The sequence below is a fragment of the Kitasatospora sp. NPDC057940 genome (assembly GCF_042887425.1).
Taxonomy (GTDB): domain Bacteria; phylum Actinomycetota; class Actinomycetes; order Streptomycetales; family Streptomycetaceae; genus Kitasatospora.
Genome location: NZ_JBHVPH010000001.1, coordinates 36,477 through 59,344 on the forward strand (window position 1 = coordinate 36,477; position 22,868 = coordinate 59,344).

Genomic DNA, 22,868 nt, shown 5'->3' on the forward strand with positions numbered 1-22,868 from the left:
CGCCAGCCTAGGGACCTGGTGGACCCGTTTCCTGGTGCATTTGAATCACAGAATCCTGGGCCACTTCGGTCTGCACCCGGCCGTGGGGCGAGTGTGGCACGGCGGCGGCCGAAAAGGGAGGGCCCGGGGGGCGTCTCCGGGCGCGGACGCCCACTCCCGGCGCGCGAACGGGAGTGCGAGGATCGACGGCGGGGGGCGCCACCACGCGTGCCCCCGCCGGGCGAGGTCAGGGGGCCACGATCGTGTGTACGGCGTTCGTCAGCATCGAACCGGGAGCGGCCGTGCCGGTGCTGCTCCTCTCCGTCCGGGACGAGTACCTCGGACGCGACTGGCTGCCGCCGGACCACCACTGGCCGGACCGGCCGGACCTGGTCGGCGGACTCGACCTCGCCGCCGGCGGCACCTGGCTGGCCGTCGACCCCGGGCGGCGGACCGCCGCCTGCCTGCTGAACGGCTTCGGGCCGCTCGCCCCCGCCGACACCCGGCTCTCCCGCGGCGAACTGCCGCTCACCGCCGTCCGGAACGGCGGGATCGGCCACCTCGACCTCACCCCGTACGACCCGTTCCACCTCGTCCTGGTCCGGCCCGACGGCGCCCGGGTCGCCAGCTGGGGCGGCGGCCGGCTGGAGGAGCGCGAACTGCCGGTCGGCCTCAGCGTGGTGCTCAACGACGGGCTGGAGGGCATGGCCGCCAACCGGACGGCCTCCGAGCGGATCCGCGCGCTGATGGCCGCCCGCGCCGACCGCTTCCGGGCCCGCCTCGCCGCCGTGCCCCGGCCGGAGCCGACCGGTGACGGGCCCGCCGAACGGGCCTGGGGCGACTGGCTGCCGATCGTCGCGGGCGACGGCCTGCCGCTGGACGACGACGCGGCGCTGATCCAGCGGCGGGACTTCGGCGACGGGCGGATCTGGGGGTCCTCCTCGATCTCGCTGCTCGCGCTCGGGCCGGACGGGCCGCGCTACGACTTCGCCCCCGCGCGCCGGTGCCCGTCGGCGGCGGGGCGTGGCGGCGGGTGCCGCTCGGCGGAGGCGGGTCGGCGGCGCGGTCCGGCGGCTGACGACGGCTGACGGCGGCTGACGGCGGCTGATCGGGGACTGATCGGGGACCGATCGGCAGCGGTGGCGTCCAGACGTCCGCTCGATGAACTTCTGGCGGCGGGGCTGCCGGGCGTCTACATGCCCGTAGTAGCTTCGCGGGGCTCCCCCGGATCCAGACCCCCGAGCGAAGGTGCGCGATGTCCACCCTGACCTACCCGGAAGCGATAGGCGTCGGCCTGCTGCAGGGTGTGACGGAACTCTTCCCGGTCTCCAGCCTGGGCCACAGCATCCTGCTCCCCGCCCTGATCGGCGGGAAGATCCAGCGGGACCTCGACATGACCGCCGAGGGCTCCTCCTACCTCGCCGTCCTGGTCGGCCTGCACCTGGCCACCGCGTTCGCGCTGGTGGTGTTCTTCCGCAAGGACTGGGTCCGGGTGATCGGCGGCTTCTTCAGCTCGATCCGCCACCGCCGGGTCGAGAGCCGGGACGAGAAGCTCGCCTGGCTGCTGATCATCTCCACCATCCCGGTCGGGGTGGCGGGCCTCGCCCTGGAGAAGGCGCTGCGCAACGCGCTCGGCAAGCCCGTCCCGGCCGCCGTCTTCCTGGCCCTCAACGGGCTGGTGCTGCTCGGTGCCGAACGGCTCAAGCGCGGCGGCACCGGCCGCCGACGGGCCGGGCACGCCGCCCCGCCCGCCGGGGAACCGGGCCTCGACCCGGCGATCGCCTCCGACCACCGCCTGGCCCGGCTCAGCTTCGTCCAGGGCGCCTGGATCGGCGCCGCCCAGATCCTCGCGCTCTTCCCCGGCATCAGCCGCTCCGGTGTCACCATGAGCGCCGGCATCCTGCGCGGCCTGCACCACGAGGACGCCGCCCGCTTCTCCTTCCTGCTCGCGACCCCGGTCATCCTGGCCGCCTCCGTGCTGAAGGTGCCGGAGCTGTTCAAGCCGGAGAACTCCGCCGTCCTCGGCCCGGTCGTCGCCGGCAGCATCGCCGCCTTCGTCGCCGGCTACGTCTCGGTGCGCTTCCTCACCAAGTACTTCGAGACCCGCAGCCTGACGCCGTTCGCGCTCTACTGCTTCCTCGCCGGCGTCGGCAGCGCGGTCTACCTGTCGGTCTGATCCGCCATCGGCTCGCGGTCGAGGATGCCGGGCCGCGCGATAATCGGGCCCGTGAGCAGCTCCTGGACCTCCTTCGGCGGCGACCTGCACCTGGACCTCACCGAGCGGCGCGCCGCCGGGGCCGGGCTGCGGGCCGCCCTGGAGGACGCGCTGCGCGAGGCCGTCCAGGACGGGCGGCTCGTGCCCGGCACCCGGCTGCCGTCCTCGCGGGCCCTCGGCGAGGACCTCGGGGTCGCCCGGAACACCGTGGTCGAGGCGTACGGGCAGCTCACCGCGGAGGGCTGGCTCACCTCCCGGCAGGGCTCCGGCACCACCGTCGCCCGGCGGGCCGCGCCCGACCGGAGCCGGCGGGTGGCCCGGCCCGCGGCGGGGCGGCGGGCCGTCCGGCACGACCTGATGGCCGGGCGGCCCGACCTCTCGCTCTTCCCCCGCACCGCCTGGCTCGCCGCCGCCCGCCGGGCCCTCGCCACCGCGCCGCACGAGGCCTTCGGCTACGGCGGCCCGTTCGGCCGGATCGAGCTGCGGCGGGCGCTCACCGACTACCTGGCGCGGGTCCGCGGCGTCCGCACCGACCCCGACCACCTGCTGATCTGCACCGGTGTCTCCCAGGGCCTGGGCCTGCTCTGCGCGGCCCTGCGGGAGCGCGGGGACCGCGCCCTCGCGGTCGAGGAGTACGGGCTGCCGCCGCAGCACGCCGTCGCCCGGGCGGCGGGGCTGGCCACCGTCCCGGTGCCGCTGGACGGGGCGGGCGCCCGGGTCGAGCGGCTCGACGGCCGGTGCGGGGCCGTCCTGCTCACCCCCGCGCACCAGTTCCCCACCGGTGCGCCGCTGGCCGCCGACCGGCGGGCCGCCGCCGTGCGCTGGGCGCGCGAGTGGGACGGGTACGTCGTCGAGGACGACTACGACGGCGAGTTCCGCTACGACCGGCAGCCGGTCGGCGCGATGCAGGCGCTCGACCCGGAGCGGGTGGTGTACGCCGGGACGGCCGCCAAGAGCCTCGCGCCGGGCCTGCGGCTGGCCTGGCTGGCCCTGCCGGACGCGCTGGTCGAGCCGGTGGCCCGGTTGAAGACGCTGGCCGACACGATGTCCCCGGTGCTCGACCAGCTGACCCTCGCCGAGCTGATCACCTCCGGGACGTACGACCGGCACGTCCGCCGCTGCCGGCTGCACTACCGGCGCCGGCGGGACCGGCTGGTCGCCGCGCTCGCCGAGCACGCCCCGCGGGTGCGGGTCACCGGGATCGCCGCCGGGCTGCACGCCGTTCTCCAACTGCCGCCCGGTTCCGCGTCCGAGGCGGAGCTGCTGGCCCGGGCCGAGGCCGCCGGCCTGGCCCTCGAAGGGCTGTCCTGGCACCTCGCCGACCGGTCGGCCGCCGCCCCGGACGCCGCTCCCGCTCTGGTGATCGGCTACGCGTCCCCGCCCGAGCACGCCTTCCCGGCCGCGCTGGACGCCCTCTGCGAGCTGCTGCGCGAGCGGTGAGGGCCGCGACCGACCCGGTGAACTACTTGTTGCGGTTGCCCAGTTCGAACAGCAGCATGATGAATCCGGCGAAGGCGTGGATGCCGGCGGTGTAGATCACCAGGCGGACGCCGACCCGGCGGTTGGCCGAGATGCCGGCGTCGACGGTCAGCGGGGCGGGGGTCGGAGCGGCCGGGGCGGTGGCCGCGGCGGTCTTCTCGGGGCTGGTGGGATCGGCCATGAGGGATCTCCTCCAAGGGTTCTGACGTTGGGTCAGTGGGTTGCTGCGGGGCCGCCGAGGCAGAGTTCGCCGCCGGGGCTCTGCAGCAGGGTGTGGACGAAGAGCAGTTCGACGCCGTCCGGCGCGTCGGCGGCGATGCAGTGCGGGGTGAGCGAGTCGAAGTGGGCGGAGTCGCCGACGTCGAGGCGGTGGACGCGGTCGCCGAGGGTCAGCTTGAGCCGGCCCTGCAGGACGTACAGCCACTCCTCGCCGGGGTGGACCCGCACCACCGTGTCCTGCACGCCCGGGGGCACGTGGACGCGCAGCGCCTGCATGGCCCGGCCGGGGGCGCCGGCCCGGCGGTAGCCCCAGCCCCCGGCGCGGCCGGGTTCGATGGCGCCGCCGCGCACGACCGGGTCGGGTTCGGCCATGGTCTCGCCGAGCAGTCCGGAGACGGAGGTGCCGTAGGCGCGGGCGAGGCCGAGCAGGACGGGGAGGGAGGGCTGGCGGCGGCCGGTCTCCAGCCGGGACAGATAGGCTGGGGAGAGCCCGACCCGGGCGGAGGCCACTTCGAGGGTCAGGCGGCTGCTGAGCCGGTGTTCCCGGAGGCGGGCGGCGAGGCCGGCCACTTCCTGGTCGTCGAGCCGGTCTCCCGGGGCGGCGTCCCCGGTCGGGCTGGTGGTCATGTGACCAGTGGACACCCGCCGTGCCGCTCGGGCAAGATTTTTGCCTCAGAGGCAAGAGGGCCCGGATCCCCCCTTTTCGGCTAGGGCCGCGGGATGTTGCGCGGGTTGCTGCGATTCGGCTAGGGCCGCGGGATGTTGCGCAGGTTGCTGCGGGCCAGGTCGATCATGCGCCCGACCCCGCCGGAGAGCACCGTCCGCCCGGCCGCCAGCGCGAAGCCCTTGAGCTGCGCGGCCGTGATGTACGGCGGGATGGACAGCGCGTTGGGGTCGGTGACCACGTCCACCAGGGCGGGGCCGGGCCGTTCCAGCGCCTCCGCCAGCACCTCCCGGACCCTCGCCGGCTCGGTGACCCGCTTGGCCGGGATGCCCATCGCCCGCGCGATCCCCGCGTAGTCGACGTCCCCGTTGTCGATCTCGTACTCCGGGTAGCCCGAGACCAGCATCTCCAGCTTGATCATGCCGAGCGCCCCGTTGTTGAAGACGACGGTCTTCACCGGCAGCCGGTGCTTGGCCACCGTCAGCAGTTCGCCGAGCAGCATGCCGATCCCGCCGTCGCCGGCCATCGCGATCACCTGCCGCCCGGAGCAGGCCAGTTGGGCGCCGATGGCGTGCGGCAGGGCGTTGGCCATCGAGCCGTGCAGGAAGGAGCCGATCACCCGGCGGCGGCCGTTCGGCTGGAGGTAGCGGGCGGCCCAGACGTTGTTCATGCCGGTGTCCACGGTGAACACCGCGTCGTCGGCGGCCACCTCGTCGAGCACCGAGGCGACGTACTCGGGGTGGATCGGCAGGTGCTTCTCGATGTCCCGGGTGTAGGCGCCGACGACGTCCTCCAGCGAGCGGCAGTGCTTGCGCAGCATCTCGTCGAGGAAGGCGCGGTCGCGCTTGGCGTCCAGCATCGGCAGGACGGCCCGCAGGGTGGCGGCGACATCGCCGTGGACGGCCAGTTCGAGCGCGGTGCGGCGGCCCAGCCGGGTGGCGTCGTGGTCGACCTGGACGGTGTGCGCCTGCGGCAGGAAGGAGTCGTACGGGAAGTCGGTGCCGAGCAGCAGCACCAGGTCGGCGGAGTGCAGCGCCTCGTGGCAGGCGCCGTAGCCGAGCAGGCCGCTCATGCCGACGTCGTACGGGTTGTCGTACTGGATCCACTCCTTGCCGCGCAGGGAGTGCCCGACCGGCGCGTTCAGGGCCCGGGCCGCCTCCATCACCTCGCCGTGCGCCCCGCGCACCCCCGCGCCGCAGAACAGGGCGACCTTGCGGGCCGCGTTGAGCAGCCGGGCCAGCTCCTGCACCTGGGACCACGGCGGCGCGGCGACGGCCTGCTCGGTGAGGAAGTGGCTGGTCCCGGTGGGCCCGGCGGCGGGGAGCGCGGCGACGTCCCCGGGGAAGGCCAGCACCGAGACGCCGTGCGCGCCGAGCGCGTGCTGGATGGCGATCCGCATCAGCCGGGGCAGCTGGGCGGGGGTGGAGAGCATCTCGCACCAGGTGCTGCAGTCGGTGAACACCCGCTCGGGGTGGGTCTCCTGGAAGAAGCCGGTGCCGATCTGCCCGGACGGGATGTGCGAGGCGAGCGCCAGCACCGGCAGGCCGCTGCGCTGGGCGTCGTACAGGCCCTGGACGAGGTGGGTGTTGCCGGGCCCGCAGGAGCCGGCGCAGACCGCGAGCCGGCCGCTGAGCTCGGCCTCGGCGGCCGCCGCGAAGGCGCCCGCCTCCTCGTTGCGCACGTGCACCCAGCTGATGCCGTCGGTCCGCCGGATCGCGTCCACGACCGGGTTGAGGCTGTCTCCGACCACGCCGTAGACCCGCTCGACCCCGGCCTGCCGGAGCACCTCCACCATCTGTTCGGCCACGCTCGCCACGGGTGCTCTCCAATCACCGGCCGCCGACTGCCGCAGGTCACCTGCACCCTCCGACGCCCGGGCCCGCCCCGCACCCGGAGCGGGCCCGAACAGGTGAACGACCGGCTGGCGCCGCTACTCCGCCGCCAGGTGGTCCTGCTGCCCGAGCTTGCCGCTGACCAGGCCCGCCTGCGCCTGCCGCCGGGCGGGCTCGCGGCCGGGCGGCTGGCCGCACCGCTCCTGGGCCGGCGGCGAGGTGGTCGGCAGGGTGACCGGCTCCCCGGCCTTCACCTGCACCGGCTCGCCGTCGTGCCACAGGTGCAGCACCTCGCCGCGGCGCAGCGCGTACGTCGTCCCCTCGTGGGTGATCTGGACGCCCAGCAGCTGCCCGCGGACCATCAGCGAGAACCCGAGCCTCATCAGCCCGCCCGGCAGCCGGGGCCGGAAGGACAGCGAGTCGCTGTGGTCGCGCAGCCCCCCGAAGCCCGCCACCAGGGCGATGCAGGCGCCCGCGAGCGAGGCCATGTGCAGGCCGTCGCGGGTGTTGCCGCCGAGGTCGTGCAGGTCCATCAGGGCCGCCTCGGCCGTGTAGTCGTATGCGAGGTCGAGCTGGCCGACCTCGGCGGCGATCACCGCCTGGGTGCACGCGGAGAGCGAGGAGTCGCGGACGGTGAGCCGCTCGTAGTAGGCGAAGTTCCGGGCCTTCTGCTCGTCGGTGAACGCGTCGCCGCGGACCTGCATGGCGAGCACCAGGTCGGCCTGCTTGACCACCTGCTTGCGGTACAGGTCGAAGTACGGGTAGTGCAGCAGCAGCGGGTACTTCTCGGGCGGGGTGTGCTCGAAGTCCCAGACCTGGTGGTGGGTGAAGCCGTCGGCCTGCGGGTGCACGCCGAGGTCCTCGTCGTACGGGATGTACATCGCGGACGCGGCGTCCCGCCAGGCGGCGGTCTCCTCGGTGTCGACGCCGAGTTCGGCGGCCTCGTGCGGGTGGCGGGCGGCGGCCTCGGCGGCGGCGCGCAGGTTCGTCTGCGCCATCAGGTTGGTGAACACGTTGTTGTCGGCGACGGCGCTGTACTCGTCCGGGCCGGTGACGCCCTCGATGCGGAACTTCCCCGAGACGTCGTGGTGGCCGAGCGAGCGCCACATCCGGGCGGTCTCCACGAGCAGTTCGAGCCCGTACGCGCGCTCGAACTCGGCGTCCCCGGTGGCCCGGACGTAGCGGGCGACGGCGGCGGCGATGTCGGCGCCGATGTGGAAGGCGGCGGTACCGGCCGGCCAGTACCCGGAGCACTCCTCGCCGCGGATGGTCCGCCAGGGGAACACCGCTCCGGCCAGGCCGAGTTGGGCGGCCCGTTCGCGGGCCAGCGGCAGCGTGGTGTGCCGCCAGCGCAGGGCCTGGTTGACGGCCCCGGGCAGGCAGTAGGTGAGCACCGGCAGGACGAAGGTCTCGGTGTCCCAGAAGCTGTGCCCGTCGTAGCCGGGGCCGGTCAACCCCTTGGCGGGGATGGCCCGTTCCTCGCTGCGGGCGCCGGCCTGCAGGACGTGGAAGACGGCGAACCGGACGGCCTGCTGGAGTTCGACGTCGCCTTCGATCTCGACGTCGCTGGTCTCCCAGAACTCCTGGAGGTAGGCGGCCTGTTCGGCGACCAGGCCGTCCCAGCCGGTGTACCGGGCGGCGGTCAGCGCGGCCTCCACCTGGTCCCGGACGGCGGGCAGCGAGCGCGTCCCCGACCAGCCGTAGGCCATCAACTTGACCAGCCGCAGCCGCTGTCCGGGCCGGAGCACGGTGGTGACGCTGATCCGGCAGTGGTCGGCCTCGGCCTCGGCGACGGTTTCGAGCTCCTCCGGGCCCTCGATCACGTGGTCCATCCCGGCGGCGACCCGGATCGCGCTGTAGCGGGTGCGGTGCACCAGGACGGCCTTGGTGTCGCTCGCGTGGTGCACCTCGGGCTGCAGCGGCGCCTCCAGGACGGCGGAGGCCCGCGGATCGCCCGCGGCGCCGCCGGGCAGCTGCTCGTTGGCGACCAGCTCGGACTGGAGCACGATCCGCACCGGCCCGTCCACCGCCTCGACGCTGTAGTCGACCGCGGCGATCGCGCGCTGGGTGAGCGAGACCAGCCGGGAGGAGCGCACCCGGATGGTCCGGCCGGCCGGGGAGGTCCACTCGGCCTCGCGGTGCAGTATCCCCTCCCGGAAGTCCAACCACCGCTTGTGGCGGATGAGTTCGCCGTAGCGCAGGTCGAAGGGCTCGTCGTCGACCAACAGCCGGATGATCTTGCCGTTGGTCACGTTGATGACGCTCTGGCTGGACTCCGGGTAGCCGTAGCCGCCCTCGCCGTACGGCAGCGGGCGGAGCTCGAAGACACCGTTCAGGTAGGTGCCGGGGAGGCCGTGCGGCTCGCCCTCGTCCAGGTTGGCGCGCAGGCCGATGTGGCCGTTGGAGAGCGCGAACAGCGACTCGGCGCGGGCCATCGCGGTCAGGTCCAGGCCCTGCTCGGCGATCAGCCAGGGGTCGACGGAGAAGTTGTCCAAGCCACTCATGCGACTGCCTCGCTCCGCTCACTCATGCCTGCTCCTCCAGCAGTTCGGCGAGGTCGTCGACGACCACGGTCGCGCCGTCCCGGCGCAGTTCGGCGGCCTGCCCGGTGCGGTTGACCCCGACCACGGCCCCGAAGCCGCCCGCCCGGCCGGACGCCACCCCGGCGAGCGCGTCCTCGAAGACGGCGGCGTGCGCGGGCTCGACGCCCAGCGTACGGGCGGCGTACAGGTAGGTGTCGGGGGCGGGTTTGCCGGGCAGGCCCTCGCGCTGGGCGACGACGCCGTCCACGATCACGTCGAACAGCCCCTCGATGCCCGCCGCCCGCAGCACGTCCCGGCAGTTGGCGCTGGAGGACACCACGGCGTTGGGCAGCCCGAGCGCGCGCAGCCGGTGCACGTACGCGACCGAGCCGTCGTACGGCTGGACGCCCTGCTCGCGGATCAGGCGCAGGACGGTGTCGTTCTTGGCCCGGCTGATCCCGTGCACGGTACGGGTGTTGGGCGGATCGGCGTCGGTGCCCTCGGGCAGGTCGACGCCCCGGCTGTGCAGGAACGCCCGGGTGCCGTCCAGTCTCGGGCGGCCGTCCACGTAGGTGTCGTAGTCGGTGACGGCGTCGAAGGGGACGAACTGCCCGCCGGTGCGGGCGGCTTCGGCGCGCAGGAAGGAGTCGAAGGTGTCCTTCCAGGCCGCGGCGTGCACCTTGGCGGTCTGGGTGAGGACCCCGTCGAGGTCGAAGAGGAATGCGCGGATGTCGTCCGGTAGCCCCAGCATGGGTGCAGTCTTACCCGGGAACGCGGGGAAGCCGCCCATTTCCCGGCGGCGCGTCGCGGGAAGGGCGGCTTCCGGTTGCCCGGGTGCTCGTGGGCGGCCGGGTGGGCTCGTGGGTGCCCGGCGCTGTCATGGCGAGGGGTGCCCGGCGCCGTTACGGCGAGTCGGGCATCTGTGCCTCGGCGGCCTCCGCCACCGCGAACACCGCGCCCTGCGGGTCCTGGACGACCGCCATCCGGCCGGACTGCATGTCGAACGGCGGCTGGATCACCGTGCCGCCCGCCTTGACCAGGGCGTCCACGGTGGAGTCGGTGTCGTCCACCGAGAAGTAGGCCATCCAGTGCGAGGGCGTGCCCGCCCCCAGGTACCCGGGGATCGGCTGCATGCCGCCCACCGTACGGTCGCCGACGTTGAGCGAGAAGTACCCCTCCATGCCCTGGATGGTCGCCGGGCGCAGCCCGAGCGCCGGGAGGTAGAAGCGACCGGCCGTGTCGGTGTCGGCGGTGTTGAGCTCGTTCCAGACCAGTGCGCCGGGCTCGTTGACCACGCCCGCGCCGATGAAGTCCATCGCCTGCCAGACGCCGAACACCGCGCCGGTCGGGTCGGCGGCGACCAGCATCCGGCCGATCACGCCGACATCCATCGCCGGGTAGAGGATCGTGCCGCCGTGCTCGGCGATGGCGGCCTCGCTCACGGCGGCGTCGTCCGAGGCCAGGTAGGTGGTCCAGGCGACGGGCGGCAGCGGCTGGCCCTCGGGCGCGGACCGCGCCATGATCCCGGCGACCGGCCGGTCGTTGAGCATGCACACGGCGTAGCCGCCGAACTCGGCCGGGCCGACCTCGCCCTGCCAGCCGAACAGGTCGCGGTAGAAGTCGAGCGCGGCCTGCTGGTCGCTCGCCATCAGGTCGATCCAGCACGGGGTGCCGGGCTTGTACGGAGCGGTCACTACGGGCATTGCTGGGCCTCCCGAAGGCAGTGGTCGCCGGCGTGGTCGTCGGGGCGGGCGGGTCCCGGCCGCCCGGTGCCGGGCTGCCGGTGCCGGCCGTCAGCGCGAACGGCGGGTACACCGCCCACCATCGGCCCGGCGCCGCGATCCCGCCACCGGACGGCGCCCTGGCGGGCGATCGGGCGGGCCCGGGGCCGTTCGGCCGCCGGCGGGCCGTTCGCGCGGCGTGGTGCCGCTCACGCCGCCGTGGAGGCCGTTCACGCGGCGTCGTGCCGCTGGGCCGTGACGAAGTACGGCTGCACCTTGCCGCTCTGCGCGTAGTCCTTGAGCCGGACCAGCAGTTCGGCCCAGGTGCCGGCGACCAGCGGGACGCCGTCCTCGCTGCCCGGCTGCCAGCCGCCGTGCCGGAACAGCAACCGGGTGCGGCCGGGTTCGTCGGGCTGGTCGGCGAGGTCCCAGCTGATCCAGGTGCCGGCCCAGTGCGGCGGGAAGGCCCCGGCGTTGGCCCACACCACCCGGTCCAGGTCGGCCCGCTCGCGGCGCAGCCGGAACGGCTCGGGGACGCCGGGGAAGTCGAACAGCAGGACGTCGCCCTCCCGGTCCACGCAGGTGGTCCACCAGCTGGTCAGCCCGCCGTGCGTGTTGAGCGCGGCGAGGACGACGGCCCGGGGTGCGGCGATGTCGAACTGGAGGGCGATCTCGGGCATGGGGTCCGCCTTTCGGTGCGCGCCCCCCTTGTCCGTGCGCCGGGTCCGGTGTGCCTGGGTCCGGTGCGTCGGGGTCCCGTGCGTCGGGGTCCGGTGCGTCGGGGTCCGGTACGTCGGGCCCTCGTCCATCAGGCCGCCCGGGTGCCGGACGCCTCCCCGGTTTCTCCGGCCACCATGGCACGACCCCCGGGCCCGCGCGCCCTGGACGGCGCCGGCCCGGGGGTCGCCCCCACGGCTCGGGTGCGGTCAGCCGCCGCTGCCGTAGGTGGTGTTCGCGCAGATGTCGTCGTCCGCCGAGCGGGCGTCGTTGGTGACGGTGGTGGGCAGCGGCGCCGGGGGCGCCGGGGTGCCGTTCGCGGCCGGGCCGCCCGTCCCGGTGGCCGGGCCGGTGGTCCCGCCGCCGTTGGCCGCGGAGAAGTCCTTGCCGACGATCAGGGTCACGCCCGCCGAGTTGCCGGCCTCGACGCTGGCGCCCGGGAACAGCGCGGCGACCTTGTCGGCGTTCGCCTTCTGCCCGGAGCCGTACTCGATCATGGTGGTCTTGTACTTGGTGCTCGCCGCCTGGCCCGCCGTGGTGGCGGCGAACTTGGCGGCCTTCAGCTGCGCGGTCGCCTTGCCGGCCAGGCCGTTCTCGGTCGTCCCGTTGTAGACCGCCACCTTGATCGACGAGTTGCCGGCGTCCGCGGCCGGCGCGGCGGGCGCGCTGGTCGCGGCCGGCTGCGAGGCGGCCGGTGCGCTCGGGCTGGCGGCGGCGTCCGGCTGCTGGCCGGTGGCGTTCTGCCCGTCGATGGTCTGGTCGGCCTTGAGGGTCTCCCAGAGCTTGTTGGCGTCCGGCTGGACCAGGTCGAGGTCCTTGTCCTGGGTGCGGTAACGCCAGGGCGCCGTCACGAACTTGAGGTCGTGCATGTCGATGTTCTTGAGCGACAGCCCGAAGGAGAGCAGCTTGTCCGCGGAGGACAGCCCCGGGTCGACCACCAGCGACTTGGTCGCGGCGTCGGCCAGCGGCAGCAGGTTGGTGGGGCTCAGCCCGTCCTTCTTGACCTTGCTCGCGAGCGAGCTGAGGAAGGCCTGCTGGCGCTTCATCCGGCCGATGTCGGAGCCGTCGCCGATGCCGTGCCGCAGACGCACGTAGTCCAGCGCCTGCTGGCCCTGCACGGTCTGCTTGCCCTGCGGCAGGACGAGGTCGCCCTTCTTGTGCAGGTTGGGGTTGACGTCGCCCTCGTAGATGGGCTTCGGCAGGCAGACGTCGACGCCGTTCACGGCCTTGGTCATCGCGGAGAAGCCGTTGAAGTCGACCACGATGGTGTGGTCGACCCGGATCCCGGTGAGCTTCTCGACGGTGTTCTGGGCGCAGGCCGGGTTGCCGCCGTCGCTGCCGCCGACCGAGAAGGCCGCGTTGAACAGGTCGCTGGACGACCCCTTGGTCCACTTGCCGTTGGGCAGCTTGCAGGGCGGGATCGGGACCTTCGCGTTGCGCGGGATCGAGATGCCCACGGCGTGCTTGTGGTCGGCGTAGACGTGCAGCAGGATCGTGGTGTCCGAGCGGGCGCCGCCGTCCTCGCCGCCGCCGAGGTCCGAGTTGTTGCCGCCGCGGCTGTCCGAACCGATCAGCAGGACGTTGACCGGCTTGTTGCCGTCGGCGTCGGCCTGCGCCTCCGGCGGGCGGTCGGTCGCTATCGCGTCGCCGTCGAAGGACTTGATGTTGGCGTTCAGCTTGAAGTAGATCGCCCCGCCGGCGCCCGCGATCAGCACCAGCACGCCGGCCGCCGACCAGGCGACGATCTTCTTCACGTTCTTCTTGGGCTTGCGGCTGTTGCGCGCCGCCGCCCGGCCGCCGCCGGCCGCCGCCTCCGGCCTGCCGCCGTCCTTGCCCGCGCCGCCCCGACCGCCGTCCTTGCCCGCGTCCTTGCCGCCGTCCTTGCCGCCGCGGCCGCCGCCCTTGCCCTGGGCGGCGCGCCGGGCCTCCGCCCGGCCCCCGGTACGCGGCGGAGGCACGGACCCGTCGCTCCCCGTCGTGAGCGCGCCGGGTGCGTCCTCACCCCGAGCCGGGCCCTCGCCCCACTGACCTGACATGCGCGTACCTTTCACCGACGGAAGCGACGCCCCGGACGATCTGGCGCACCGCACACAGGGAGACGGTCGGAGCCGTTCCCAGGTTGCACATACGAACATCGGTACAAACCGATGAACGTGGCTTCCGATCATATTTAGGCCCGACGCGATCACTGACCTCCGGTCCACCACCAACCCCGGCCACCACAGCACAAGCTCGCCACAGAACGCCCGAAACCAGCCGATTACGACGTGACCTACGCCACCTCTCCCCGCCCCAGCGGCACCATCGGGCACCACGCGCCGCACGTCCGCAGCCGCCCGGGACGGTCCGGGGGTTTTCCTCACCCCGCCCCAGGGGGATGCCCCCGTTTCTCAAGGCCCGTTCCCTAGACCAGACTCAGCACCATGACCACCGACACCGCGGGGACGCCGACCGCGAAAACCCGGCCGCAGCCGCCCGCCGGACCATCGGACACCGCCCCGCCCGGAACCGGCGGGAGCGACTTCGCCCAACTGCTCGGCCGGATCACCGCCGAGGCCCTGCTCGACCGACGCCCGGTCTACTACACCGTCCGCGCGGGCCTCGTCCTCGCCGCGTTCCTCGGCGGCTGGTGGGCCATGTTCGCCCTCGGCGACACCTGGCTCCAACTCGTCCTGGCCGCCGCGATGTCCATCGTCTTCGCCCAACTCGGACTGATGGCCCACGACCTGGCGCACCGCCAGGTGTTCACCGGGCGCCGCGCCGGCGAGATCGGCGGCCGCATCGTCGCCAACCTCCTGATGGGCATGAGCTACGGCTGGTGGATGAACAAGCACACCCGCCACCACGCCAACCCCAACCACGAGGAGCGGGACCCGGACGTCTCCCCCGACCTCGTCGTCTGGTCCCAGGACCAGGCCAGGAAGGCCAGCGGAATCGCCCGCTTCATCGGCCGCCGCCAGGCGTTCCTCTTCTTCCCGCTGCTCCTGCTCGAAGGCCTCAACCTCAGCTACAACAGCTTCCGCGCGCTGCGCAGCCCGATCATGAAGCGCCCCTACCTGGAGGGCTTCCTGCTGGTCGCCCACTTCGCCGCCTACCTCGGGCTGGTCTTCGCCGCCCTCCCGGTCGGCAAGGCCTTCGCCTTCCTCGCCGTCCACCAGGCCCTGCTCGGCGTCTACTTGGGCTGCGTCTTCGCCCCCAACCACAAGGGCATGCTGATGGTGACGCCCGGCATGCGGCTCGACTTCCTGCGCCGCCAGGTCCTCACCTCCCGCAACGTCCGCGGCGGCTACTTCATCGACGCGCTGATGGGCGGCCTCAACTACCAGGTCGAGCACCACCTCTTCCCCAGCATGCCCACCCCGGCCCTGCGCCGCGCCGCCGTCCTCACCCGCGACTTCTGCGCCGAGAAGGACATCACCTACTACGAGACCGGCCTCTTCCGCTCGTACCGCGAGATCCTCACCCACCTCCACCAGACCGGCGCCCCGATCCGCGCCGCGGCCTGATCCGCCCCACGACCCACGCAGCACCGCGGCACCCCGGCTACTCGACCAGCCGGGGTGCCGCGGTGCGTCCAGCGGCGGCGGACATGCAAAAGGCCAGGTCAGAGGGTGTCTGACCTGGCCTCAGTTCGGTGGGCCACCAGGGGCTCGAACCCTGAACCTACGGATTAAAAGTCCGCAGCTCTGCCAATTGAGCTAGTGGCCCGCGGCCCCCGCCCCGGTCGGGGAGGGCCACCGTGATCCTACCCGGTGGGGCGCAGGGCTCCGCCAGTGGATTGCGCGGGCGCGCCGGGGGCGGGAGGCGGAGCGTAGTGGGCGGCCCGGACGCGGCGGAGCCAGGATTCGGCGGGGCGCGGGTCGGGGGCGGCGGGGAGGACGCCGGGGCGGGCGAGGCGGTCGGCGGCGTCGGCGAGCAGGGATTCGGCGACGACGGGGCGGTCGGCGATGCGTTCGCCGAGGTCGCGGACGTGTCCGGGGTCGGCGAGGCGGACCGGGTTCTGGCCGGTCTCGTGCAGCCGGACGGCCTGTTCGACCAGCCGGACCAGGTGCCGGGCGTGCTTGGCGGCCCGGCGGCGGGTGGCCGGGTCGGTGGTGTCGCGGGTCAGCAGTTTGCGGAACTGCTGCTCCGCGTAACCGAGATAGGCCTTCCGGACGCCCGACTCACTGAGGAAACTTGAGCGGATCTCGACCAGTTCGGCACCGAGCGGGGTGCGGATCTCGTACAGGTCGTCCGGCAGCCAGACGAGCTCGGAGGCGGTCGGGTTGCAGGACAGCGCCAGGCGGCACCACTTGGCGGCCTCGTGCAGGGTGACGTCGGGCCCGGTGGTGACGTACGACTCGGCCGGGCGGTGCAGGCCGTGCAGTTCCTCGGTGGGGGCGGCGTACAGGCCCAGCCGGTCGACGTCGGAGCCGGCGTGGGCGAAGCCGTACGCGGTGGAGCCGACCACGCCGGCGAGCAGGACGGTGCCGGGGACGGCGGGTGCGGGTACGGGTACGGGTGCGTCGGACATCGCCGGGCTCCTCTCTCGACTCTCTCGACCTTCTCGACGCCACTCGACGTTTCTCGACGTCTCTCGACCCGGCAGTCGGCAGGGCTGCGGTGGCGGCGCCGGTACCGCATCCTCGCCGGTCCGGGCCGCGCCGGGCGAACGATTTCCGCTCCGGGGCCCGCCCGGCCGGTCCGCCGGGTACCGTACCGAGCATGTCGACCACCACCTCCGACGACGGCGTCCTGATCGTCACCGGCGCCGGCCGCGGCATCGGCGCCGCCACCGCCCTGCTCGCCGCCCGGCGCGGCTACCGGGTCTGCGTCAACTACCGCACGGACGAGGCCTCGGCCACCGCCGTGGTGGACGCCGTCCGGGCCGAGGGCGGCACCGCGCTCGCCGTCCGGGCCGACGTCACCCGCACCGCCGAGGTGGAGCGGCTGTTCACCACCGTGGACGCCGAACTCGGGCTGCTCACCGGCCTGGTGAACAACGCCGGCACGCTGGAGAAGCAGTGCCGGCTGGAGGACATCGACGAGGACCGGCTGAACCGGATCTGGGCCGCCAACATCACCGGCCCGTTCCTGTGCGCGGCCCAGGCCGTGCGCCGGATGTCCACCCGGCACGGCGGCCGCGGCGGTGCCATCGTCAACGTGTCCTCGGCCGCCTCGCGGCTCGGCTCGCCCAACGAGTACGTCGACTACGCGGCCGCCAAGGGCGCCGTCGACTCGATGACCCGCGGCCTCGCCCTGGAGGTCGCCGCCGAGGGGATCCGGGTCAACGCCGTCCGCCCCGGCCTGATCCACACCGGCATCCACGCCCTCGGCGGCGAGCCCGGCCGGGTCGACCGGGTCGCCCCCGGACTGCCGATGCGGCGCGGCGGACGGGCGGAGGAGGTCGCCGAGGCGATCCTCTTCCTGCTCTCCCCCGCCGCCTCGTACACCACCAACGCCTTCCTGGACGTCTCCGGCGGGCGCTGAAAGGTTCCCTCCGGTTTCCTTCCGCCGGCCCGCCCCGCGCCCGTACCGTGGGGCCATGACCGATGCCTTCATCGACATCCCCGGTGTGCGCAACTTCCGTGACGCGGGCGGGATCGGCGCCCTGCGGCGGGGCGTGCTCTACCGCTCCGGCTCCTTCCACACCCTCACCGACGAGGGCGCCCGGCGCCTCAAGGCCCTCGGCCTGCGCACCGTCCTCGACCTGCGCAGTGCGGTCGAGCTGGAGGTCTGGCCCGACCTGCGGCACGGCCTCGACCACGAGGCCCTCAACCTGCCGACCCTGCCCGCCAACCGCGAGGACGTCGACCAGCCCTGGCCCGAGGACCAGGCGGCGCTCTACCCCTTCATGGCCCGGACCGCCGGCCCGTCCCTCGCCGCCGTCGTCCGCCGCCTCGCCGCCCCCGGCACGCTGCCCGCCCTCGTGCACTGCGCCGTCGGCAAGGACCGCACCGGCCTGACCATCGCCGTCCTGCAGCTCCTGCTCGGCGCCTCGGAGGCCGACGTCACCGCCGACTTCCTGCTCTCCAACGTCGGCCTCGGCCTCGACCGGGGCCCCACCCCCTACGTCGACGAGACCGGCACCGAACGCGTCTCCCGCCCCGTCACCGCCGAACTCCTCGCCTCCGCCCTGGGCTGGATCCACACCCAGCACTCCTCCGTCCCCGCCTACCTCCGGGCCCACGGCGTCACCGACGGGGAACTGACCGCCCTGCGCGCCAACCTCTCGGCCTGACCGGCCCGGAGACGCCCTACTCCTGGCATTGCTCCTGGCGTTCGAAGCGCCACCACTGGGCGGGCGAGTCGGTGTCCTCCCACTGGTGGACGGTGGCGTCGGGGGGCGCGGCGGCGGTGAGGGGCTTGCCGCTGATGAAGCTGGTGATGGTGTAGGTGCCGGGGGCGTCCACGTGGGCTTCGAGGAGCCACTCCTGGGCGCCGAAGGCGTTGGCGGACCACTGCTGGATGGGGACGCCGTCGTCGGTGGAGGCGCCGGTGACGTCGAGGCGCTTGCCGCTGGCGGCGTTCTCCAGGTGGCAGAGGGCGCCGCCCGGGTGGACGGCGGTGAGCTGCCAGAGCTGGGCCTCGGAGCCGTCGTCCGCGCCCTGGCGGACGCGGGCGCCGCTGCGCCGGCTGCCGTCGGCGACTTCGAGCAGCAGGCCGCTGCCGACGTTGCGGATCCGGTAGCGGCCGTCGGTGATCGCGGTGTCAGTCACGCTCGCAGTCTGCCACCGGGGGCTGACAGGCCCCGGAGCCGAGAACGGCGGAGAGGGCGGTGGAGAGGACTGCGGAGAGGACTGCGGAGGGGACGGCGGCCTGCTGGAGTCCGGAGGCCCGGACCGGCGCGCGGGGCGGGCGGGCTATGGTCGGAAGCCGGAACAGGAAGTCAGGACAACCTCTACGAGTGGAGTCGACGATGGCGAAGGTCCCCAACGTGCTCTCGGCCGCCGCGCCCGCCGCGCTGACCGCGGCGAGCGGCCTGGTCGGCGGTTACGGCGTCGCCCGCTGGAGCGGCCGGCGCGAACTGGGCGGCGCCGTACTGGCGGTGGCCGGTGCCGGGGCGGCCGCGCAGTGGCACCGCAGCTCGGGCACGGCCACCGCGGCGGCGCTGACCGGTCTGTACGTGGCGGCGTTCGGCGGCTCGCATCCGCTGGCGAAGAAGATCGGCGCCTGGCCGTCGGTCTTCGCCGTCACCGGTGTGGTCGCGGCGGCCTCGACGGCCGCGACGGCGCTGGCCGCCCGCAAGCGGTAGCAGCAGCACCCGGCGCGAGCCGCGCGCCGGCCCGCTCACCGGCCTCGGCGGCGACACCCGGCAGGCGCCACCCGGTGGCAGCCTCAGCGCACCGCCGCGCCGGGCTGCGCCGTCCCGCCGAACCGCGCCTCGAACGCGGCCCGGTTCGCCGAGACCGGTGAGCGGTCCCAGACCGCGAACACCACCCGTTCGAAGGCCGCCCCGTACCGGGAGAGCGCGCCCTCGAAGGCCTCGGCGACCTGGGCCGGGTCGTTGCGGAACACCCCGCAGCCCCAGGCCCCGAGCACCAGCGTGCGGACCTCGTGCCGGGCCGCCGCCGCGAGCACCCGGACGGCCCGCTCGGCGAGCACGCCCCGGACGTCCACGGCGGCCGAGCGCCGTTCCAGCTGGCCCGCGTTGGGCGCGGGCGAGGTCAGGAAGGTGACCGGGTACGGACGCGCGAGCAGGTCCCCGCCCCGGCCGCGGATCACCGGCACGCCGGGCGAGACGATCACCCGGTGGCTGTACCGGAGGTCGGTGGAGGCGCGGTGCGCCTCGTAGTAGTCGGGCGCCTCCAGCAGGCAGGTGTAGAGCAGCGCGCTGCGGCACAGGTCCTCCTCCTGGGCGCGGGCGCCGCGCAGGTAGCCGCCGCCGGGGTTGCGCGCGGAGGCGAAGTTGAGCACCCCGACCGGGCCAGCCCCGCCCTCGACCAGGCGCCGGGCGGCCTCGATGCTGCCTTCGGCCGTCACCTCCACCGCCCCGACGGGCCCACCGGGCCGACCCGGCCCGGGCCCCGGCCCCCCGCCCCGCAGCAGCGCGTCCAGCTCCGGCGGCGCGTACGACACCGTGCCGGCCCTGGCGGCCGCCAACTGCTCCCCCACCGTGACGAGTTCGCCACCGGCCGCCCGGTAGCTCCCCCGCTCGGCGATCTCCTCGTTCACCCGGGCCACGTCGTGCAGTCTGCTGCTCATGTCCGGGACGCTACGGGACTTCCGCCGTACCGCGCCACAGGTTATTCTCAGCCGCAGAACAACACCTCGGGGGCCCGAGGGGTACCGGGGGAGGTGCCCGGGGGCATCGGGGTCATCGGGGCATCGGGGGAACGCGACGGGCCCGCTCCAGCGCGTGGAGCGGGCCCGTCGTGTGTGTTCAGGTGTTCAGCTACCGGTGGTCAACCACCGGCCGTACGGCGTCAGTTCTTCCAGCGCGGCTTGCGGTCGTCGCGGTTGAAGCCACCGGAGCGGTCGCGGTCGAAGCCACCCGAGCGGGCGCCGCCACGGTCGTCACGGTCACGGCCGAAGCCACCACCGGAGGCCTGCGGACGGCCGCCGGAGCGGTGGTCGTCACGACGCGCGAACGGACGGTTGTTGCTGCCGCCGCGCTCGTCGCGGTCCCGGCCGAAGGACGGGCGGTCACCGAAGGTGCGGGCCGGACGGTCGCCGAAGGAGCGGCCGCCGCGGTCGTCGCGGTCACGGTTGAAGCCACCGGAACGGTCGCGGTCGAAGCCACCACCGGTACGGGCCGGACGGTCGCCGAAGGAACGGCCGCCGCGGTCGTCACGGTCACGGTTGAAACCGCCCGAGCGGGCGCCGCGGTCGTCGCGGTCACCGAAGGAACGGCCACCACGGTCGTCACGGTCACGGTTGAAGCCACCGGAACGGCCACCACGGTCGTCACGGTCACCGAAGGAACGGCCACCACGGTCGTCACGGTCACGGTTGAAACCGCCGGAACGGCCGCCACGGTCGTCGCGGTCACGGTTGAAGCCACCGGAACGGCCACCACGGTCGTCACGGTCACCGAAGGAACGGCCACCACGGTCGTCACGGTCACGGTTGAAGCCACCGGAACGGCCACCACGGTCATCGCGGTCACGGTCGCGGCCGAAGGCCGGACGCTCGGTGCGCGCCTCGCGGTACGACGGCGTGCGCTCCTCGGCCTGCGGCGCGGCGGCCTGAGCCGGCACCTCGGCGGCCGGGGTCTCCGCAGCGGCCTCGTCGCCCGCCTCGGCGGCCGGGGCCTCGTCCTCGATGCCCAGCTCGGCCCGCTCGCGCGCGGCACGCGCGGCCAGGCGGTCGGCCTCCTCGCGCAGCTCGGTGGTGCGGCGCTGCGCGCGCTCCAGCTGGCGGGTCATGTCGGCGAGCTCGCGCTCGGCGGCACCGGCGATGCCGGCCGCGCTCTCGGCCTGGACCTCGATCAGCGAACGGGCGCCGGTGATCTTGGCGACCTCGGCGTCGAAGGCGTGGTCGAGGATGTGGCGCGAGGCGTCGACGCCCGCGTCCTCCATCAGGCGGAAGACGCCGCGGCGCTGGTGCGGCAGCACCAGGGTGACGACGGCGCCGGAGCGCCCGGCCCGGGCGGTGCGGCCGGAGCGGTGCAGGTAGTCCTTGTGGTCGCCGGCCGGGTCCACGTTGAGGACCAGGTCGATGCCGTCGACGTGGATGCCGCGGGCGGCGACGTCGGTGGCGACGACGACGTTGACGTAGCCGTCCTTGAAGTCGCCGAGGACGCGGGTACGGGCGCCCTGGGTCATCCCGCCGTGCAGCGCGTCGGCCTTCACGCCGGCCTCGATGAGCTGCTCGGCGACGCGGTCGGCGCCCATCTGGGTGCGGACGAAGATGATCGTGCGGCCCTTGCGGGCGGCGATCGCGTTGGTGATCGGCGCCTTGTCCTTGGGCTTCACCACGAGGATGTGGTGGGTCATGGTGGTGACCGCGCCGGCCGACGGGTCGACCTCGTGGGTGACCGGGTTCTTCAGGTAGCGCTTGACCAGGGTGTCGATCTCGTTCTCCAGGGTGGCGGAGAACAGCAGGCGCTGGCCACCGGCCGGCACCTGGTCGAGGATCTCGGTGACCTCGGGCAGGAAGCCCATGTCGGCCATCTGGTCGGCCTCGTCGAGCACGACGGTCCGGACGTCGGCCAGCTTGGCGCTGCCGCGGTTCAGCAGGTCGCGCAGACGGCCGGGGGTGGCGACCAGGATGTCGACGCCGCGCTCCAGCGCGTAGATCTGGTTCGACATCGAGGTGCCGCCGCAGACGACCTTGAGCTTGAGGCCGAGCACCGAGCCGAACGGCTCCAGGGCGTCGGCCACCTGCATGGCCAGCTCGCGGGTCGGGACGAGGATCAGGCCGCGCGGGTGCTTGGGCTTGGTGCGCTCGCCGTCGGCGAGGCGGGTCAGCAGCGGCAGGCCGAAGCTGAGGGTCTTGCCGGAGCCGGTACGGCCACGGCCCAGCACGTCCTTGCCGGCCAGGGCGTCCGGGATGGTCGCGGCCTGGATCGGGAACGGGGTGGTGACACCGCGCTTGGCGAGGGCGCGCACGACGTCGTCGTGCAGGCCCAGGTCGCCGAAGGTGATGGTGGGCTCGGCGGCCTCCTCGGCCTCCTCGACCTCGGCGGCGTCGGCGTTCAGCTCGACGTCGGCGTCGGTGGGCTCGACGGCCTCGACGGCGTCGGTGAGGGTGTCGGCGGTGTCGGTGACATCGGCGGCGGCCTCGCTCGCGGGCATGGCGAAGCGGGCGTCGTCAACGAGAGACATGTAAAACCTTCCGGAAGTGGCACGCGCCAAAGTCCGGGGGTTCTGTTTCACAACCGCCTCTATGCGGTCAGCCACGGATCGCCGGAACGCGCCAAGGGCGCCAGATGGGAATAGGGCGCCAGTCAAATGAATCAAACGAACGATCTACCACCATAGACGAACCTCGGGATCAGAGGCAAATGCCCTGGCCAGCCCGCTAATGCCCACCCGCATGCGGGCTCGGGGCCGAGGAACCGGAGTTGCCGGCCGAGGGCTCCGGGGTCGGTGGGACGGTCGCGGCGGGTGAGCTGTGCTCGGGCTCGGGGGACGTCGAGGGGTGGCTGCTCGGCGTGGCCGTCGGCGTGCCCGCCGTGCCGCCGGAGCGGCCCTCACCGGTGCCGCCCGCCCCGCCCGCCCCGCTCGCCCCGCCCGCGCCCCCGGTGCCCGTCGCACCACCGGTGCCGGCCGACGCACCGCCGCCCGGCCGGGGCGCGGGGCTGACGCTCACGCCCCCCGCCGAACCGTTCGCGCCGGTGCCGGCCGGCGCGGCGTCCACGGCGGGCGCCCCCGGCACCGGGACCACGCCGGCTGCCGCGCCGTTCGCGCCGGATGCCACCTCGCCCGCCACCGTAGCCGTCACCCCGGCCGGCGCGTTCTCGCCCAGCAAGCCCCCCGCACGCTCCGGGCGCCCGGACGCGATCCCCGGATGCGCGCCGCTCGGCGAGGCCGACGGCCCGCTCGTCGCCCCCGGCTTGCCCGCCGGACCGACCTGCCCGACCGGCGCCACCCCGTG

19 protein-coding genes, 1 tRNA gene and 1 pseudogene are annotated in these 22,868 nt (G+C 74.0%); 7 read left to right on the plus strand and 14 right to left on the minus strand.

All coding sequences use genetic code 11. From position 1 onward, the window contains the following. The first annotated feature begins 242 nt into the window (after positions 1-242). From ACFVTF_RS00165 to ACFVTF_RS00175, 3 genes are all read left to right on the plus strand, one after another. Positions 243-1,067: an NRDE family protein gene (locus tag ACFVTF_RS00165; RefSeq protein ID WP_387807179.1), complete on the plus strand. Its 825-nt coding sequence runs from the start codon at positions 243-245 to the stop codon at positions 1,065-1,067. Positions 1,068-1,234: 167 nt separating this feature from the next. Then, a complete protein-coding gene (locus ACFVTF_RS00170; RefSeq protein ID WP_387807182.1) occupies positions 1,235-2,155 on the plus strand; it encodes an undecaprenyl-diphosphate phosphatase in 921 nt (306 codons plus the stop codon). A 51-nt stretch (positions 2,156-2,206) separates the two neighbouring features. Next, complete coding sequence (locus ACFVTF_RS00175) at positions 2,207-3,634, plus strand: PLP-dependent aminotransferase family protein (RefSeq protein WP_387807185.1); 1,428 nt, start codon at positions 2,207-2,209, stop codon at positions 3,632-3,634. A 22-nt stretch (positions 3,635-3,656) separates the two neighbouring features. Here the strand turns inward: ACFVTF_RS00175 and ACFVTF_RS00180 are convergent, their stop codons facing one another. The 8 genes from ACFVTF_RS00180 to ACFVTF_RS00215 all read right to left on the minus strand — a co-directional run bounded on the left by ACFVTF_RS00180 (position 3,657) and on the right by ACFVTF_RS00215 (position 13,306). Next, positions 3,657-3,854, minus strand: a complete 198-nt coding sequence (locus tag ACFVTF_RS00180) for a DUF6126 family protein (protein WP_387807188.1) — start codon at positions 3,852-3,854, stop codon at positions 3,657-3,659. A 32-nt stretch (positions 3,855-3,886) separates the two neighbouring features. Next, complete coding sequence (locus ACFVTF_RS00185; RefSeq protein WP_363581369.1) at positions 3,887-4,519, minus strand: XRE family transcriptional regulator; 633 nt, start codon at positions 4,517-4,519, stop codon at positions 3,887-3,889. Between the two features lie 119 nt (positions 4,520-4,638). Next, the gene (locus ACFVTF_RS00190) at positions 4,639-6,351 is read right to left on the minus strand and encodes a pyruvate dehydrogenase (RefSeq protein WP_387808309.1); all 1,713 of its coding nucleotides are present in this window, start codon (positions 6,349-6,351) and stop codon (positions 4,639-4,641) included. Positions 6,352-6,486: 135 nt separating this feature from the next. Then, entirely contained in the window at positions 6,487-8,892 is a 2,406-nt protein-coding gene (locus ACFVTF_RS00195; RefSeq protein ID WP_387807191.1) for a glycoside hydrolase family 65 protein, read from the minus strand. A 22-nt stretch (positions 8,893-8,914) separates the two neighbouring features. Then, complete coding sequence (locus ACFVTF_RS00200; protein WP_371517614.1) at positions 8,915-9,661, minus strand: HAD family hydrolase; 747 nt, start codon at positions 9,659-9,661, stop codon at positions 8,915-8,917. 151 nt (positions 9,662-9,812) lie between these two features. Further along, on the minus strand, positions 9,813-10,613 hold the full coding sequence (locus tag ACFVTF_RS00205) for a VOC family protein (protein ID WP_387807194.1): 801 nt from the start codon (positions 10,611-10,613) through the stop codon (positions 9,813-9,815). Positions 10,614-10,861: 248 nt separating this feature from the next. Beyond that, complete coding sequence (locus ACFVTF_RS00210) at positions 10,862-11,311, minus strand: SRPBCC domain-containing protein (RefSeq protein WP_387807197.1); 450 nt, start codon at positions 11,309-11,311, stop codon at positions 10,862-10,864. Positions 11,312-11,557: 246 nt separating this feature from the next. After that, positions 11,558-13,306: an LCP family protein gene (locus tag ACFVTF_RS00215; protein WP_387807200.1), complete on the minus strand. Its 1,749-nt coding sequence runs from the start codon at positions 13,304-13,306 to the stop codon at positions 11,558-11,560. A gap of 465 nt (positions 13,307-13,771) precedes the next feature. Between ACFVTF_RS00215 and ACFVTF_RS00220 the strand changes: the two genes are divergently transcribed. Beyond that, a complete protein-coding gene (locus ACFVTF_RS00220) occupies positions 13,772-14,854 on the plus strand; it encodes a fatty acid desaturase family protein (RefSeq protein WP_387807203.1) in 1,083 nt (360 codons plus the stop codon). Positions 14,855-14,983: 129 nt separating this feature from the next. Here the strand turns inward: ACFVTF_RS00220 and ACFVTF_RS00225 are convergent. Both ACFVTF_RS00225 and ACFVTF_RS00230 read right to left on the minus strand, forming a co-directional pair. Further along, positions 14,984-15,056: transfer RNA gene (locus ACFVTF_RS00225), tRNA-Lys, on the minus strand. Positions 15,057-15,093: 37 nt separating this feature from the next. Next, positions 15,094-15,861, minus strand: a complete 768-nt coding sequence (locus ACFVTF_RS00230; RefSeq protein ID WP_387807206.1) for a DNA polymerase beta superfamily protein — start codon at positions 15,859-15,861, stop codon at positions 15,094-15,096. A gap of 191 nt (positions 15,862-16,052) precedes the next feature. Here ACFVTF_RS00230 and ACFVTF_RS00235 point away from each other — a divergent pair, with 191 nt between their 5' ends. Further along, positions 16,053-16,817, plus strand: coding sequence for an SDR family oxidoreductase (locus tag ACFVTF_RS00235; RefSeq protein WP_387807209.1), 765 nt, complete (start codon positions 16,053-16,055; stop codon positions 16,815-16,817). A 55-nt stretch (positions 16,818-16,872) separates the two neighbouring features. Further along, a complete protein-coding gene (locus ACFVTF_RS00240; protein ID WP_371517727.1) occupies positions 16,873-17,568 on the plus strand; it encodes a tyrosine-protein phosphatase in 696 nt (231 codons plus the stop codon). A 16-nt stretch (positions 17,569-17,584) separates the two neighbouring features. On the opposite strand, the gene ACFVTF_RS00245 is transcribed toward ACFVTF_RS00240, so the two are convergent. Together ACFVTF_RS00245 and ACFVTF_RS00250 are read right to left on the minus strand one after the other, a co-directional pair. Continuing rightward, the gene (locus ACFVTF_RS00245) at positions 17,585-17,797 is read right to left on the minus strand and encodes an RICIN domain-containing protein (protein WP_387808312.1); all 213 of its coding nucleotides are present in this window, start codon (positions 17,795-17,797) and stop codon (positions 17,585-17,587) included. After that, a pseudogene (locus tag ACFVTF_RS00250) lies at positions 17,798-18,049 on the minus strand (RICIN domain-containing protein); the annotation flags it as partial. Between the two features lie 197 nt (positions 18,050-18,246). Here ACFVTF_RS00250 and ACFVTF_RS00255 point away from each other — a divergent pair. Then, positions 18,247-18,582, plus strand: a complete 336-nt coding sequence (locus tag ACFVTF_RS00255; protein WP_371517728.1) for a hypothetical protein — start codon at positions 18,247-18,249, stop codon at positions 18,580-18,582. An 83-nt stretch (positions 18,583-18,665) separates the two neighbouring features. Here ACFVTF_RS00255 and ACFVTF_RS00260 read toward each other — a convergent pair whose 3' ends face one another. Further along, positions 18,666-19,532, minus strand: a complete 867-nt coding sequence (locus ACFVTF_RS00260; protein ID WP_387807213.1) for a TIGR02452 family protein — start codon at positions 19,530-19,532, stop codon at positions 18,666-18,668. Positions 19,533-19,753: 221 nt separating this feature from the next. Beyond that, a complete protein-coding gene (locus tag ACFVTF_RS00265) occupies positions 19,754-22,096 on the minus strand; it encodes a DEAD/DEAH box helicase (protein WP_387807216.1) in 2,343 nt (780 codons plus the stop codon). Between the last annotated feature and the right edge of the window lie 772 nt (positions 22,097-22,868).